Annotated in this window: 13 protein-coding genes; 8 read left to right on the top strand and 5 right to left on the bottom strand. The window is 40.8% G+C overall.

The features are described from left to right. Positions 1–19 precede the first annotated feature (19 nt). Positions 20–1486, top strand: a complete 1467-nt coding sequence (locus FTV11_RS09915) for a phospholipase D family protein (RefSeq protein ID WP_180026738.1) — start codon at positions 20–22, stop codon at positions 1484–1486. An 87-nt stretch (positions 1487–1573) separates the two neighbouring features. On the opposite strand, the gene FTV11_RS09910 is transcribed toward FTV11_RS09915, so the two are convergent. Further along, complete coding sequence (locus tag FTV11_RS09910) at positions 1574–2032, bottom strand: hypothetical protein (protein WP_180005494.1); 459 nt, start codon at positions 2030–2032, stop codon at positions 1574–1576. 183 nt (positions 2033–2215) lie between these two features. Between FTV11_RS09910 and FTV11_RS09905 the strand changes: the two genes are divergently transcribed. Beyond that, positions 2216–2680, top strand: coding sequence for an RcnB family protein (locus FTV11_RS09905; protein WP_373685127.1), 465 nt, complete (start codon positions 2216–2218; stop codon positions 2678–2680). Between the two features lie 47 nt (positions 2681–2727). Here FTV11_RS09905 and FTV11_RS09900 read toward each other — a convergent pair whose 3' ends face one another. Next, positions 2728–3225: a phosphate-starvation-inducible protein PsiE gene (locus FTV11_RS09900; RefSeq protein WP_180026737.1), complete on the bottom strand. Its 498-nt coding sequence runs from the start codon at positions 3223–3225 to the stop codon at positions 2728–2730. A gap of 170 nt (positions 3226–3395) precedes the next feature. On the opposite strand from FTV11_RS09900, the gene FTV11_RS09895 reads away from it, so the two are divergent. Then, entirely contained in the window at positions 3396–4031 is a 636-nt protein-coding gene (locus FTV11_RS09895) for an FMN-binding negative transcriptional regulator (RefSeq protein ID WP_180022436.1), read from the top strand. Positions 4032–4075: 44 nt separating this feature from the next. Here FTV11_RS09895 and FTV11_RS09890 read toward each other — a convergent pair whose 3' ends face one another. The 3 genes from FTV11_RS09890 to FTV11_RS09880 form a co-directional block, all read right to left on the bottom strand. Then, positions 4076–5857 (bottom strand): acyl-CoA dehydrogenase C-terminal domain-containing protein, encoded by a 1782-nt coding sequence (locus FTV11_RS09890; protein ID WP_180026736.1) that lies wholly within the window; start codon positions 5855–5857, stop codon positions 4076–4078. 193 nt (positions 5858–6050) lie between these two features. Further along, a complete protein-coding gene (locus tag FTV11_RS09885) occupies positions 6051–7853 on the bottom strand; it encodes an acyl-CoA dehydrogenase C-terminal domain-containing protein (RefSeq protein WP_180026735.1) in 1803 nt (600 codons plus the stop codon). Positions 7854–8171: 318 nt separating this feature from the next. Beyond that, entirely contained in the window at positions 8172–8801 is a 630-nt protein-coding gene (locus tag FTV11_RS09880) for a hypothetical protein (RefSeq protein WP_180073927.1), read from the bottom strand. A 134-nt stretch (positions 8802–8935) separates the two neighbouring features. On the opposite strand from FTV11_RS09880, the gene baeS reads away from it, so the two are divergent. The 5 genes from baeS (at position 8936) to FTV11_RS09855 (ending at position 16081) form a co-directional block, all read left to right on the top strand. Then, positions 8936–10612 (top strand): sensor histidine kinase efflux regulator BaeS, encoded by a 1677-nt coding sequence (baeS, locus tag FTV11_RS09875; RefSeq protein WP_180073926.1) that lies wholly within the window; start codon positions 8936–8938, stop codon positions 10610–10612. Positions 10613–10624: 12 nt separating this feature from the next. Beyond that, positions 10625–11311, top strand: coding sequence for a response regulator (locus tag FTV11_RS09870; RefSeq protein ID WP_111885370.1), 687 nt, complete (start codon positions 10625–10627; stop codon positions 11309–11311). 233 nt (positions 11312–11544) lie between these two features. Then, positions 11545–13242, top strand: coding sequence for a carboxypeptidase regulatory-like domain-containing protein (locus FTV11_RS09865; protein WP_180022416.1), 1698 nt, complete (start codon positions 11545–11547; stop codon positions 13240–13242). Positions 13243–13599: 357 nt separating this feature from the next. After that, positions 13600–14955 (top strand): amino acid permease, encoded by a 1356-nt coding sequence (locus FTV11_RS09860; RefSeq protein ID WP_180073925.1) that lies wholly within the window; start codon positions 13600–13602, stop codon positions 14953–14955. A gap of 271 nt (positions 14956–15226) precedes the next feature. Beyond that, a complete protein-coding gene (locus FTV11_RS09855) occupies positions 15227–16081 on the top strand; it encodes a hypothetical protein (RefSeq protein WP_180073924.1) in 855 nt (284 codons plus the stop codon). Positions 16082–16344 lie beyond the last annotated feature (263 nt).

The raw sequence follows: 16344 nt of genomic DNA, 5'->3' as shown, positions 1-16344 counted from the left end.
TTAGACTAGGTTTTTTCTTATGCGCATCATTCAACGAATACATCACAAGCTTAATTGGTCACGTCGTCGCTATGTGGGTGTGGTCATTGGTTTATTGGTTTTAGGTTATTTGGCATCGGCAACCTATCACACGCTAAAACCACTCCCTGAAGGGCTGAACTACACGGGAAAACTTCGCCATGCTGAAGTGAACTTTTTAGTAGATGAAACCTATATCGATGCGCAAGGAAAGCAGCAACAGGAACATCGCATTTTTAAAGAAATGCTGAAAATGATCGAAGAAGCGCAGTCGACCATTGTGTTGGATATGTTTCTCTTTAATCCTCAAGTTGGCGACTCTCAATTAAAACATGAACCATTAACACAGGAACTGACCGATGCACTGATTTTGAAGCGTCGTCTATCTCCTCAAGTGGAAATTTTTGTGATTACTGACCCGGTCAATTCGGTATATGGCGGCATTCAACCTGAACATTATCGTCAATTGCGTCAAGGTGGAATTGAGTTAATCGAAACCAATTTGGTACCGCTTCGTGCATCCAATCCTGCATGGTCAGGCTTTTGGTATATCTGCTGTCAAGATATTGGCAATAATCCTGAACAAGGCTGGTTACCGAATCCATTAGGTACGGAAAAAGTGACGATTCGCAGCTATATGGATCTGTTTAACTTTAAAGCGAATCACCGAAAAACTTTGGTGGTAGATACCATCGATGGCTGGAAAGGTTTAGTCACCTCTATGAATCCACATGATGGTAGCTCACGACATTCTAATGTTGCTCTGACTGTGAAGGAAATGACTGCAATTGACCTATTAAAAACCGAGCAAGCCGTAGGCATGATGTCTAAAGCTAATATTCCATTTGTAGTGATTAAAGATGTTGAAGCCGCGAAAACTCAGCCACAGGTTCAAGTGCTGACTGAAAAAGCCATTTATGATGCCACACTCGACTTAATTGATAGTGCGAAGAAAGCTGGAACTGAAATTGATATTGCTATGTTCTACTTGTCAGAACGTAAAATTACCAAGGCACTCATTGCTGCGCATGAACGTGGCGTGAAAGTGCGTGTATTACTCGATCCGAATAAGGATGCTTTTGGGCGGACTAAAAATGGCATTCCAAATCGACCTGTAGCATCCGAATTACATGATGCGGGTATTGATGTACGTTGGTGTAATACCCAAGGTGAGCAGTGCCATAGCAAGATGATTTTAAAACGAACTGCTTATCAAGCCGATATGATTTTAGGTTCGGCAAATTTCACCGCGCGTAACTTAAAAAACTATAATTTAGAAACGGATTTACGCGTGATTGGTCTGAAAAATGCGCAAGTTTTTAAAGATGCATCGCAGTACTTTAATACGGCTTGGTCAAATCTGGATGGTAAACAAATGAGTGTCGATTATAGTAAATATGCGGATGAATCGACCTTGAAATATGTGTTGTATCGCTTTATGGAATGGAGCGGAATATCTACTTTTTAGAATTGTCTTAATCTCCCAAATCCCTCTTTTTTAAAGAGGGGCTTTCCTCCCTTTTTTAAAGGGAGGTTAGGAGGAACTAAATCAGTTTTAATTCTTCGGTACAGGATTCGGCGGAACGATTTGATCTAAATCTTTATCCGTCATTTGATCCAATTCTTTAATATCGGTTTTGATTTTCCATTTATCTGCATCATCTACCGGTTGTGGCAAACGAGCTTCTAACCAGTCACAGATGACATCTGGTGGAAAATCGGCATGGTTACATTGAATCACCCAAGACAAGAATTGTCTTGCTTCGCCATTCATATATGGTGGCGGAGAAACCGGTAAAAATTGAGTCGGTAAGCGTTCATTTTTAGAAATATAGTTCAATACATGGCCCAATTCTTGAACAGTTTGCCATGCTAAAGGGTGATCTACATTAATTTGAAATTTAAACCACCAAGCAGTTTTACCATCGGTTCCGTACGAGTCAATCAGTTGTTCTTGAATACTTGGAACTTTAGAAAAAAATTGATGAAGTCGGTCAAAACTTAATTCAGACACAGCATTTGATCCACTACGAAATAAAATCAATCTTAGCATAATCCAATGAAAAACAGGCTAGCCTGAAGGTGCGATCAGCTTGGTCGGAAAATTAACAAATTCTTGCACTTGATGGATTTTTATCCATTTTTTCTCCTACAATGGAATTTATACTGAGCGTATAAACCGTCGAGGAGAGCTTAAGTGAAAACCACATTATTCTATGCGATTGCAGGTGTGATGCTGATCAGTGCTTCAGCCAGTACTTTTGCGGAAAACAAATGGGCAAATTACCAAGGTGTAGATACATCAAAACCACAACACCGTCCACCGTCGATGAATCGGCCTGGCTATCCGCAGCATGCGCCGAATTATCCTCAACATTATCCTCAGTATCCAAGTCGTCCGCCGGTTTATCCGCAATATCCAAATCGACCTTATCCGCAGTATCCTCAGAGTGGCATTAGCATTCAATACAAGGCACCGACCACGATTACTCAAAATTCACAAAGCTATAGTTGGGTCAATGGCGATCCTGCGAGTGCCAGTATTTCCAGTTCGACCTATACCTTTATCAGCGATTGGAAACGGATTGGTTTACCAGCACCCCCAAGTGGCATGTATTGGATCTTTGAAAATGGTCGCTATGTATTAGTGCCGAATCGGTAATTTAATCTCCCCAAACCCCTCCTTAAAAAAGAGGGGCTTTAATAAGACTAAGCTAACTCATCATCTTGCGGACGTGGGGTTTTTCCTTCAGGCAGTGGCTTCTCGGAATGCTTATCTCGAATAACCGAAGGATATGTCCAAGAGGCATAGCGCACAATCAAAATGGCCACAGCAAGGATGAGGATCGAACCTGTAGTAATGACCAAGCCCATATCCGCTTTATGGTCATGTTGAATGTCCGAAATCAGTAAACGGGTCAGGGCAGTAATAGCAATATAAATCAGGAAGCGAACAGGCATGTGGTTGGTTTTAAAATAAATACCAACCATGGCACCGAGTTCGAGGTAAATAAACAATAATAAAATATCGTCAATCGTGGCGAATTGCTTAACTGTAATAATTTCAAAAATGGTATGACCCGCAGACCATAAAATCATACAGCCGATGACAAACAGCGCAAGATAATGAAAACCTTCTACAGCAAGATTGCCAAGTCGGTCGAGGAGGGCTTCAATTTTTTCTACTTTAGGATCACGGTGTTTCATATATCTTCCTCCTGTGTAAATTGCGTGAATATTCAATCAAGAACAAGTCATTAAATACCAAGCAAATTTCATGCACATGAAGCGCATATGACAAAAATATTTTTTAGGTTAAATAAAGTCTTTAATGTTAAGTTTGAGCTTAAATTTTGTCCTATAAGAATGAAGCGACGATGTATCAACCAACGCATTTTAAACAGAATGAACTCCTTGATCTGATTGATCTTATGCGTAAGCATGCTTTGGCGACAGTAATACTGACGGCACCCAATGGTGAGTTGGAAGTGAATCATTTACCACTAGAATATGACACTGAGTCAGGCGAATTGGGTATATTGCGCGGTCATATTGCCAAGACCAATCCAATGTTTGAATTGCTAAATCAGTCAGCGCACGCCTATGTGATTTTTCATGCCGATGATGCATATATTTCGCCTAGCTGGTATGAAGGAAAACAGGAGCATCATCGCGTTGTACCGACATGGAATTACCGTGTGGTGCATGTCAAAGGCACAATTCGTAAAGTTGACGATGAAAAATATTTACGAGGGGTTCTGGCTCGGTTGACTCGACAACATGAAGCTAGCCAACCCGTGCCGTGGAAAATGGGCGATGCGCCTAATGATTTTATTGCTGAACAGTTAGAGAAAATTGTGGCGATTGAAGTCGATATCCAGTCGATGATCGGGAAATTTAAAGTCAGTCAAAACCGAAGTGCTGTAGATGCGATGAATGTGGCAAAAGCTTTGGAAAATGCGAATTCTGAAATGGCTAGGTCAGTCAGGAAATATTATCACTACAATGAATAAAAAAATGCCCGATAAATCGGGCATTTTTGATTTTGTGTATTTAATTAAGCTTGGTTGGTAAAGTAATCTTCAGAGAAGTTCATGATCACTTCAGAACCTGCTTTTACTTTAGCAATGCGTAATGCCAATTCAGGTAAAATACGCTGCGTGAAGTAAAGAGTCAGTGCAAGTTTGTTTTGGTAGAACTCGCCATCTTTGTCTTTTGCTGCATCTGCAATGCGGGCAAACATATAGGCAAAGCTGAGTAGGCCTACAGCATGTAGGTAATCAACTGCTGCTGAGTTCGGGAACTCAATGTTTTCACGAGCAGCTTCAAGTACATATTGAGTCACCGCTTCAACTTCAGCTGCTGCATCTAAAGTGGCATCTTTGATGTAGTTCAAGCTGGCATCTAAGTTATTGGCAAAATCACGGATTTCTTGAATATATTCAGCAATGAATTCACCATTGCACTTAATGGTTTTACGACCAATTAAGTCTTGAGACTGAACACCGTTGGTCCCTTCGTAAATCTGTGCAATACGCAGGTCACGGATACATTGTTCCATACCCCATTCACGAATAAAGCCATGACCACCGAAGACCATTTGAGCATCGAGTGTTGCTTGGAAAGCTGTATCTGTTAAATACGCTTTCGCAATAGGTGTTAACAGCGCAACACGGTTATTGGCTGCTTTGACTGCTTCTGGGTCAGTAGAGAACTTGGTAATGTCCAGTTGTTGACCAACATAAACCGCAAATGCACGAGACGCTTCATTGTTGGCACGTGCGTTCAGCAACATACGACGTACATCACCATGAACTAAGATGCTGTCTGCAGGTTTTGCAGGCGATTGAACGCCAGAAGCGCTACGGCCTTGTAAACGATCAGTCGCATATTGCGCTGCATTTTGATAAGCAAATTCAGAAGCACCTAGGCCTTGAATACCCATAGACAGACGTTCGTAATTCATCATGACGAACATCGCTGCAAGGCCTTCATTTTCTTTACCAACCAGGTAGCCTTTCGCGCCATCAAAGTTCATTACACATGTTGCAGACGCTTTGATCCCCATTTTATGTTCAATAGAACCAGGGCCTACAGCATTACGCTCTCCCAATGAACCATCTGCATTCACCAAGAATTTAGGTACGATGAATAGTGAAATTCCGCGTGAGCCCGCAGGCGCATCAGGCGTTTTCGCTAAAACTAAGTGGATGATATTTTCAGAAAGGTCGTGGTCACCGCCAGTGATGAAAATCTTCGTACCTGTAATGTTATAAGTACCGTCTTCATTACGTTCGGCTTTAGTTTTGATAATACCTAAATCTGTACCTGCATGCGGTTCAGTTAAGCACATGGTGCCTGACCATTCGCCTGTATACATTTTTGGTAAATAAGTTTCTTTTTGCTCTTGTGATGCATAGCTGTTTAATGCCATGCCTGCACCTACAGAAAGAAGCGGGTAGAGCATGAATGATGGGTTGGTTGCAAACAGCATTTCGTCAGACAGAACAGTCAGCATTTTTGGCATGCCTTGACCGCCCCATTCTTCATCTGCGCCTAGACCAATCCAACCGCCTTCTGCATATTGTTTAAATGCTTCTTTGAAACCAGCAGGAGTCGTGACATTGCCATTGCTATAGGTTGCGCCTTCTTCATCACCTGTGCGGTTTAAAGGATGAGTGACGTTTTGCGCAAATTTTGCCATTTCTTCAAGAATGGCTTCTGCAGTAGCAGCATCAAGGTGAGCAAGATTTTCGTTGTTTTGCCAGAATTGTTCTGCTTTAAAAACATCATTTAAGATGAATTTCATATCTGCAAGCGGCGCATTATAAATTGGCATGTTCGTTCACCTGTTTATTGTTTGAATCTGTGGACTTGGGGCAATTTGTATCGACATAAAGCGTGGAGAAAATTGACCAAAGTAAAATTATGAGACTATTTATAAAGAAAAAGGACTGCCAATGCTATGACCGTCCTTTCTCTATTTCTGCACTCAAGAGTACAATTTTTTGAATATGTTTTAGATATTCACATTAGAATGCAAAGTGTTCTGCATCCAATGCCATAAGAGGATCTAGGCCACCTGCGATCACTTCTACATGAGAGCGAACGCGCGGTAAGATTTTCTTGAAGTAGAAGCGAGCAGTCGTTACTTTTGCATTGTAGAAATCAACATCTGTTGTTCCTGCAGCTAAAGTTTCTTGTGCAACTAAGGCCATGCGAGCCCATAAATAAGCAAGCGTTACATAACCAGAGAAGTAGAGGTAATCGACTGCAGCAGCACCTACTTCTTCAGGGTTTTGCATTGCTTTCATACCAATCTGCATGGTTAAGTCGCCCCATTCTTTGTTTAGCGCAGCAAGCGGCTCAACAAATTCTTTCATGGCAGCGTTGTCTTTGTTAGCTTCAACAAATTTATGGATGATCTTGGTGAAGTCTTTCAACATTGAACCTTGAGTACCCAATACTTTACGGCCTAACAAGTCAATTGCTTGAATTTCAGTCGTACCTTCGTACAAGCATGAAATACGTGTATCACGTACAATTTGTTCCATACCATGTTCAGAAATGAAGCCGTGGCCACCAAATACTTGAACACCGTGTTTTGCAGATTCAGAACCTGTTTCAGTCAAGAATGCTTTAGCAATTGGAGTTAGTAGAGACAAAATGTTGTCAGAGAACTTACGTTCTTCTTCCGTTGCACCTTGTTCCACGATATCGGCATGGAAAGACAATAAGTAAACCAGAGCACGACCAGCTTCAGCAAATGATTTTTGCGTAAGCAGCATGTTGCGTACTGCAGGGTGAACGATAATTGGATCTGCTTCTTTTTCAGGTGCTTTAGGGCCTGAAAGTGAACGCATTGCCAAACGGTCTTTTGCGTAAGCAAGTGCACCTTGGAAAGCGCCTTCAGAAGCTGAAAGACCTTGTACAGCAGTACCGATACGTGCAGTGTTCATGAATGTGAACATGCAGTTTAGACCGCGGTTTTCAGGGCCAATCAAGAAGCCTTTTGCGTTATCAAAGTTGATGACACAAGTCGCGTTACCATGGATACCCATTTTGTGTTCAATCGAACCACAACGTACCGCATTGCGCTCACCAATTGAGCCATCAGCATTTACATTGAATTTAGGTACGATGAATAATGAAATACCTTTCGTGCCTTTTGGTGCACCTGGAAGACGAGCAAGTACGATATGGATGATGTTTTCAGCCATGTCGTGTTCACCAGCAGAGATAAAGATTTTCTCGCCAGAAATTGCATAGCTACCGTCTGCTTGTGGTTCAGCTTTAGAGCGGATAATACCTAAGTCAGAACCTGCATGAGATTCTGTTAAGCACATCGTACCAGTCCATTCACCTGAAACAAGTTTAGGAAGGTAAGTGTCTTTTTGCTCTTGAGAACCGTGATGTTCTAATGTACGGACAGCGCCATGAGATAGACCAGGGTACATACCCCATGCCCAGTTCGAAGTACCCACCATTTCTGAAATGATGTTGCCTAAAGAAACCGGTAAGCCTTGACCGCCGTATTGTTCTTCAGCAGATAAAGATGGGAAACCGAGTTCGATATATTTTTGATACGCTTCTTTAAAACCAGTTGGTGTTGTTACAACGCCATCATTCCAAGTACAACCTTCACGGTCGCCGACTTGGTTAAGAGGAGAAAGTTCATTTTCACAGAAGTCAGCAGCAGCTTCTAGATATTGGTCAACCAACTCACGGCTTACGGTGTCTGAAAATGCAGGCAGTTGTGCATAGTGATCTTCTGCTTTTAAAAGTTCATGCAGAACAAATTGCATATCACGTAAGGGCGCTTTGTATTGTGGCATATCGTTTTCCTCAATACTGGTTTCTACCAGCGTTAGTAATCCTAAATAAACATTTGAACGTGTCTTCAATGACACGTATTGGAATGGTTCTAATCGTGCAACATCTTCTTATTGGGTACAAGCATTTCAGGGCGATTTGTTGGTGACTGTAAAGTCAAAGAAATATCCCTTGAAAATGCTAAGTGCATTGAGTGTAAACACTTTTGGCTGAAAATGAATGACACAAATAGTCAAAAAGCGTAAAAAGATATGTCCAATAAAAAAGGCACTCCTGGGAGTGCCTTTTTTTACGCAATGATATTGCGATCTAAGTTTGGATTATTTCACTGGGGCTGGCGTCGGGGCAACAGGAGCTTTAGGTTGGAAGCGAACTTCACATTTACCATTGATTTGCTGTTCGCCAACTTTAATGGCAACCGCGCTACCATCAGTCTTACCTTGGCATGCTTTCATAATCGCTTGTTGCTTCGTTTGGCGTTCTGCTAAACGTTGATCAAATTGTTTAGTCAGTTCTGCACGTTTTGCATCAGTCAGTGGCTCACCGCGTTGCATCTGACCACGCATGTCGCCACGCATTGGATGATGTTCACCGCGCATTGGTTTGTGTTCACCACGTGCTTTTTTCATGTCTTGACGGTCTGCTTTGAACACCATGGTACATGTACCATCAATATTTTTATCGCCAGCTTTTACTTGAACTGTTGAACCTGTAGCCTTACCATCGCAGGCTTTTTGCATATCAGCAAACACTTGACGTTGCTCGGCACGCATTTGTTTAAAATGTTCACGTTGCTCAGGTGACATACGACGATCGTGATCACCATGATGTTGTTTCATTATACGGCCATGATCGTTATCTTTTGGTGCGGTTGTCGATTGACAGGCAGTTAATGCACCCATGCTCAGTACGCTTGCACCGATTAAAGCCATTTTGGTCATTTGTTTCATAGTCTTTACCCCACCAGATTAGATATTTTTCCGATGGTTAAAGATTAAATAATAAAGATGTAGAAACAATGGAGAGTTTTTTAGTTGCGTGTTCGCTACAATAATGAATATAGAAGAAAAATGAGAGTTCTCTTTTGAAAATACGTCGTATCCCGATTGCCCTACGCTTGTTTCTGACTGTGCTGTTGACGACGCTCGTCATCACAACGGTAAGTCTTGGCGTTTTGCATTGGAATATGCAGCGTAATTTCACCAAATATGTGGCCGATGTCGAGATGCAAAAGCTTGACCATGTCATTGAAAATTTAGCCGATGTGTATACGGTCTATCATGATTGGGGCAATGCGATTCAGGCACAGATTCTGCAAATTGAAGGGCAGGCAGCGCCAGATGACTATGATCGTCTCTCTCGGTGGTGGCTACGTCGTCAATATGACATTGCATTGCAGCAGCGCTATTTCCAAGATCATAGTTTAAATGCAGCATCGATGCTGGCAACACCACAGCATACGGCAGAGCAAAAAATTGAAGAGCTGAAATGGCTGGAACAAAACTTACCATCTGAGTTCCAACCCTTTGAAGGTTTAAAATTTCCTTTAAGTGCGAATCAAAATGTGTTCCGCCCCAAAGAAGCAAACGCGGATGAAAAAGATAAAGATGCGGGTCAATCCTCTCAAAACAACACCAATAATGGTGGTAAAAAACAGTTTATCCAAATGCCTGACCGCTTGGGCTTGAGTTCGCGTTTATCTTTATATGATGCACAGCGCCAATTTGTCGTGGGTGAACCGACAGATGAACAGATTTCTTATCGTCCGATTATGGTGAATAATCAAATCGTGGGGTATCTAGGACTCAAACCTGTCCTCGAGCAAGATGATGCAATCAGTATTAACTTCTTTAGTAAGCAAAAACGTTATTTATTATTGGTTTATGTGCTTACGTTTATTGCAAGTTTGATTGCAGCATTGTTATTGGCAACATACTTTAAAAAACCGATTCAGCGTTTGTTAATGGGAACACGTGAGTTAACCAAGGGCAATTATCAACATCAAGTCGCGGTGAACCGTAATGATGAGCTTGGTGATTTATCGAATGAATTGAATCAGTTGGCCGTAATTCTCGATCAGCATGAAACGTCACGTCGTCAATGGGTGGCTGATACTTCACATGAATTGAAAACGCCATTGGCCGTGTTACAGGCTCAAATTGAGGCGATGCAGGACGGTATTCGTAAGCCAACGCCAGAGCATTTTACTTCGATGTTGAATCAAGTCAGTAGTCTGAAAAAATTGACCAAAGATTTGGCTGATTTGGCGCAAGCTGATGCACAGCAATTAAATTGTTATCTCACTACGATTAATCCGTGGGATGTCATTGTGCAGGAGGTTGAAAGCTTTAAACCGAAGTTTGAACAAGCCGATTTGAAAATTACCGCAACGGGCGATGGCACTTCATTACAATTAGATATAGACCGTTTTAAACAGATTATGGTCAACTTATTGGGTAACAGTATTCGTTATACGGAAGCTGGTGGTGAAGTGCATGTTCATACTGAGCAAGATGAAACCCAGTGGACCGTGTATGTTGATGACAGCCCATTTGGTTTAACTGATGAACAGTTGGCACGTTTAGGTGAGCGTTTCTATCGTGTGGATGATTCACGTACGCGTGCAACTGGTGGTACAGGATTAGGATTGGCGTTATCCGTAAAAATAGCTAGAGCATTGGGCGGAGAATTGAGTTTTGATCATTCTCCATTGGGCGGTTTGCGTTGCAAATTGACATTTCCCAAACAGATGAAATATTAAAAGGAAGCATGCATGAAACATATCATGTTGGTTGAAGATGAAGTGGAACTTGCACAGCTAGTGCGTGATTATCTAGAGGCTGCAGGCTTTGAAGTCAGCATGTTTCATGATGGTCAAGAAGCCTATGAGAGCTTCACGCAGCGTAAGCCGAGTCTAATGATTTTGGACCTAATGGTGCCACGTATGGATGGCTTAACCATTTGCCGTAAAGTCCGTGAGCAGTCTGATCTGCCAATTATTATGGTGACTGCACGCACTGAAGAAATTGACCGTGTATTGGGGCTCAATATGGGTGCTGACGATTATGTCTGCAAACCGTTTAGTCCGAAAGAATTGGTGGCACGTGTGCAAGCGGTATTACGTCGTTTAGAACGTAAAGCAGAGCCAGAGGTGAATGATTTATTCCGTATGGACAAAGCACAGCAACGTATTTGGTATCAACAAAAAGCGTTGAGCTTAACGCCAACAGAGTTTCGTTTACTTGAGTTGTTTTTAGAGCATGTAGGGCAGGTGTATTCACGTGCGCAATTGCTTGATCATATTAACCCAGACAGTTTTGAAGTGGCTGACCGTGTGATTGATAGTCATATTAAAAATTTACGTCGTAAGATTTCAGATGCAGCGGAAACTGGCAACCGTCATGAATGGATTCAAGCCGTGTATGGCGTTGGCTACCGTTTTGAATATCCAGAAGATTAAAACATAGATTGTAAATTCTAAAAGACAGGCTTTGGCCTGTTTTTTTGTACATACCTAGCTAAATTAATTTTAAAAACAAGAAAAACAAAGCAATAAAAACATAAAATGTGAAATTTGCGCATTTAGTGGAAATTAGGTATTATTTTGCTTGAATATTGACCAGTATGTTTGGGCTGGCAGAGTTCAATGTAGAGATAACAATTTTAAAAATGGAAAATTAGAGGGCAGAACAGATGAAAAATAGCGCTTTTGTAAAAATAATAATGGTCACGGGTGTCTTGGGTTTAACGGCATGTGGCGGTAGTGATCGTGACGAGACAGGGAGTGTACCGCCAGAGGCAGTTGCCGATGCTATGGTTCAAAAAAGCGTAGAAGAGCTGACTTTATTAGATGTGAATAATCTTGCTTTAAATGCTGCATCGATTCAGATTTTAACTGATGAAGAATGGCAAAAAGTACAAGCAGGCAGTCTGAAAATAGCAACGAATACAATTATAGCGGATGATTCTGAGCAGTTCTTTCCACCGATCAATAGTTTACCGACAGCAACTCATTTTAAAGGTCAAAGTTATCTTGCCAATGCTCAAGGCATCGTTAAACTGCCTAAATTGGCTGCAGGCACATATTATGTTTTGGTCACTAAAAATGGACAGTCTACAGTTTCGGCATTCTTGATCCATCCTAAAAATACCAATAAGAGCATTGTGTTGAATGTGGTTCTCAACTGCTTAGATCAAGACTGTCAGACACTAAGTGATGCACCAGTCAATGATGCAGTGGTCGGAACATTGTCTGGTCAAGTGATTTTTAAAGGGAAACCTTTGGCGAATGCGCAAGTGTCATTGTCTGGCGGTACAGCGACCAATGGCGCATTTGTTAGTGCTTTGACTGATGCCAATGGATATTTCACGCTTTCATTTAATGTGAGCAATGATCTGCTTGAAGCATTGAAAAATGCCACGCTCACCATTAACGGTGCAGGAATTAACACTATTACGAAAAAAGTTATGGTCATTGCTTCTTCTGCATCGGGCTATCAATTTGAAGTGCTGCCTGAAACAGCATCTGTAGATGCGGTATGGCGTGAAACTTTTGAAGCGGATTCTGCTACTCGCAATGCATGGACAAGGTCGCAGCCAAGTGTGGCTAATGTCGATTGGCAGTTGCTAAACAAAGGTCACAACATTCGTAATAATCAAGTAAATCAGCGTGTGCGCTTAGCGCCGAATGATCAGAGCCAAGGCAAGGTGCCTGAGCCACTGCAAGGTAATACGGCATATTGGTATGGTGACAAAGTAAATGGCAACTTTATTGGTGCTTTAAGTGATTCATCTACGGCTCCAGAGTTTGATGGCGGCACCTCGCAGTATGACAATAGGGGTGAATTGATTTCACCTTCCATTAATCTAAGCCAGTATCAGGCGCCTTTGAGTTTAAGCTTTAAAACATGGTGGGAAATTGAGTCGGTCAATCCAAATAATCAGGGATTCGATTTGATGAATATTTTAGTTTCTACCGACGGCGGTAACAGCTTCAAGACTTTGGCTCGATTAAACCCGCTGGCAGATCCATCCTCGGCATATGAGCGCGCGCCGATTCCATACAGTAATTTAGGCTTTAACCTCGCACCGGCTGCTGTTCAGCAAGAAGCAATTTCATTAGATGAATATGCAGGCAAGGCCAATGTTCAGCTGAAATTCCAATTCAGAACAGTCGATCAACTTTATAACGGTTTCCGCGGTTGGATGATTGATGATGTGGTGATTCAGAAAAAAGCCGGTACTTTCCCATTATTTGATGGTGCGAGTTTTGATGAAAATTCAGATAGTTTCTCTCAGGACTATAGTGGCGTCGCTGCAAAACAAGCGGACACTGTGCTGAAAAGCACGAAGAGTTATGCACGGTGGGCTGAAGTTCCACAGCGTAAATAACGATTTACATGGTGGTGCAGTATGAATGGTTAGAATAGGTTTAGACGTACTGTATTCACTATCAATCATCCATCAAGTGAAGTGAATGCTAAAAAGCAGCTCTCTATTGAGGGCTGTTTATATTTAAAGGGACAATATATTCAGCCACTTAAGTATGCTGGCAGCTAAATTTTCTGGCTGTTCTAATAGAACCATATGGCCTATATTGTCCATCCTATCAAGTTGACTATGTGCTATAGATTGATGCAGCTCACGCACTGTATTCCATAATGATTCATACAGAAATGATTTGCGAATATTTGGCTGCAAAGAGCTGCACAGGCTACAATCCACTTTTTTATAAGATGAGAACGTGTTGTGAGCAGCGAAATGCCTCAATTGCAGCGCCGATTAAAGAACCGTCATATTCAGCTGATTGCAATGGGTGGCGCAATCGGGACAGGGCTATTTTTAGGCTCTGCGCATATTATTGAGTCGGCTGGACCATCGATAATTCTGGGCTATTTGATTGGTGGTTTGATTGCTTTTCTGATTATGCGCCAGTTGGGCGAGATGATTGTACAAGAGCCAGTCACAGGTTCATTCAGTCATTTTGCTTTTAAGTATTGGGGCAAGTTTGCGGGCTTTTTAACGGGCTGGAACTACTGGATTCTGTATATTTTAGTAGTGATGACCGAGCTGACCGCGATAGGCAAATATGTCAATTACTGGTGGCCGCATGTGCCTGCTTGGGTTTCAGTTTTGGTGTTTTTTGCTGTGATTACGCTAGCCAATTTAGCCAATGTCAAACTGTATGCAGAATCTGAATTTTGGCTGTCGATGATTAAAGTTGTGGCGATTGTTGCCATGATTATTTTTGGTATATATCTGCTACTTACAGCAGGCGCAGACTCTACCGCTTCGATTAGTAATTTATGGGTACATGGCGGCTTCTTCCCGCACGGTTTTGAAGGCTTGTTCTACATGCTAGCCTTTATGATGTTTGCTTTTGGCGGCATTGAATTAATCAGCATGGCGGCGGCAGAAACTGAAAATCCTGATCAAAATATCCCGAAAGCGGTGAATCAGACCGTAATCCGCGTGTTCTTATTTTATATCTGTTCTTTGGCGGTATTGCTGTCGTTAGTGCCGTGGAACCAGTTGAAACTTGGAGGTTTGGATCATAGTCCTTTTGTGATGATTTTTAATCAGATGGGGATTGATTGGGCGGCACATTTGCTGAACTTTATTATTTTGACTGCATCCGTTTCGGTCTGTAATAGCGGCATGTATGCCAATAGCCGCATGCTGCTCGGTTTGGCAGAACAGGGCAATGCGCCAAAAGCCTTTAAACATGTGAATAAATACGGTACGCCGATTGCTGCAGTTTTATTTTCTGCTTTGCTGATTTTTGGCTGTGTGCTGCTGAATTATTTCTTGCCCGAAAAAGCATTGAGTTATTTGATTTATATTGTGGTGAGCGCTGCGGTGCTGAATTGGATGCTGATCAGCTTGATTCATTTGAAGTTTAGAAAAGCGATGCAGCAACAGGGCATACTGACCAAGTTTCCTGCTTTATTTGCACCGTTCGCCAACTATTTTGTTTTGGTGTTCATGCTGATGATTTTATACATCATGTGGAATCAGGGCTTTATGCTGTCGGTGCTGATGCAGCCCGTATGGATTTTACTGCTGTATGTGCTGTTTAGAGTGATGCAAGCGAAGAAAGTTTAATACTATGAGGGCTTAGGGACGAGCCTTTTGATATGCAGGCGTTCTTGTTTCGTGCTGTAAAATAATGTCTTTGCTAAATTATTTTGAAAATAAACATATTTATGGAGTGTTCGTATCAATAGCAGTCGTTCCAGTATGCTTTAAATTTATATGGTTTAGGTTAAAGTATTGATATTAATTAAAAACATTAAAAATTTGGTAAGAAGTATATTTTATGAATATTTTTGAGGGCTGAGTAATTAATTTTTTTTAAATAAATCGGTAAATAATTATGAATATTAAAATTTTAGATTCTCAGCATTTTGATTCAAAAATGAATATGCATTTACAGCAATATTTAATTGAGCATCATTTACCAAAGATAGGTTTTTATCATGTCGTTGCGAAAAGAGATGATACGATTATTGCACTGGGAATGCTTTATTCTAATCATGTCCATCCTCATCGTGATTATATTTTATTTCATGAGGTGCCAAATGATTTAGAGGCTAATCTATTGATAAAATTGATCAATAATTTAGAGAAAAAATCTAAAACGAGAGGGTTACAACTCATACTCAATTCTAGGAATAATTCTTTATGTGAACAGTTTGAGTCACATCGTTTTTATATTGCTAGAACAACTTACTTGATTGAATTAACCGAAATAACTGAAATCTATACAGATATAAAAACAATAAAAACTAAAAAATTAAATCAGATGTCGAAAGTTGAATGGCAAGAATTAAAGAAGTTGTTCCATAAAAACTACAAGCGATTTCATGAAGGTGTTAATGCTTTAGCTCAGGAATTTTCACCTGACCTATTGTTCGAAAATTTAAAAAATATAAATGTAATGGAGTCAACAATTCTTTTAAATCATTGTTCTCAACTATGTGCTTACTTTCTTATTGGTGGTTCAGATGAAAATTCAATTGAAGTTGCATATTTGGGAGGGATTGATGAAGATCATATGGAAGACTATCTGTTTTTCTTCCAAAATGAATTGAGAACATTACTTAAGAAATATAAAGCTGTTTATTTTGAAGCTGATGATTCGGATGATTATTTTTCTGCATTAATGCAAAAAATAAACTGTGATTTATCGGACTCTTACTACACATTGATTAAAGACTTAGGTGAGTAGAGGGTCATTTTTCTAATTTAACTTTTAGTCTAATGATTGAAACTCTTATTTTCAAATGACTGTTATACGAAATAAAGTAGTCTAGGCTTTAATTTTTAATAACTTAAAAAATTAACTGTGTAATATCAAATTCGGATGCTATTCACCAATTAAAATGTCTATGCGATAAACCATTTAAAATGTCCTGTTTTTAACTGCAAGAGTCAAGAACAGGATTTAAATATCTTTGTTCAATAACAGCTTTCTGAGCTTTACGACTCGGC

It is taken from the genome of Acinetobacter sp. YH12231, from assembly GCF_013417755.1.
Taxonomy (GTDB): Bacteria; Pseudomonadota; Gammaproteobacteria; order Pseudomonadales; family Moraxellaceae; genus Acinetobacter; species Acinetobacter amyesii.
This window is presented reverse-complemented; position numbering and strand designations above follow the sequence as displayed.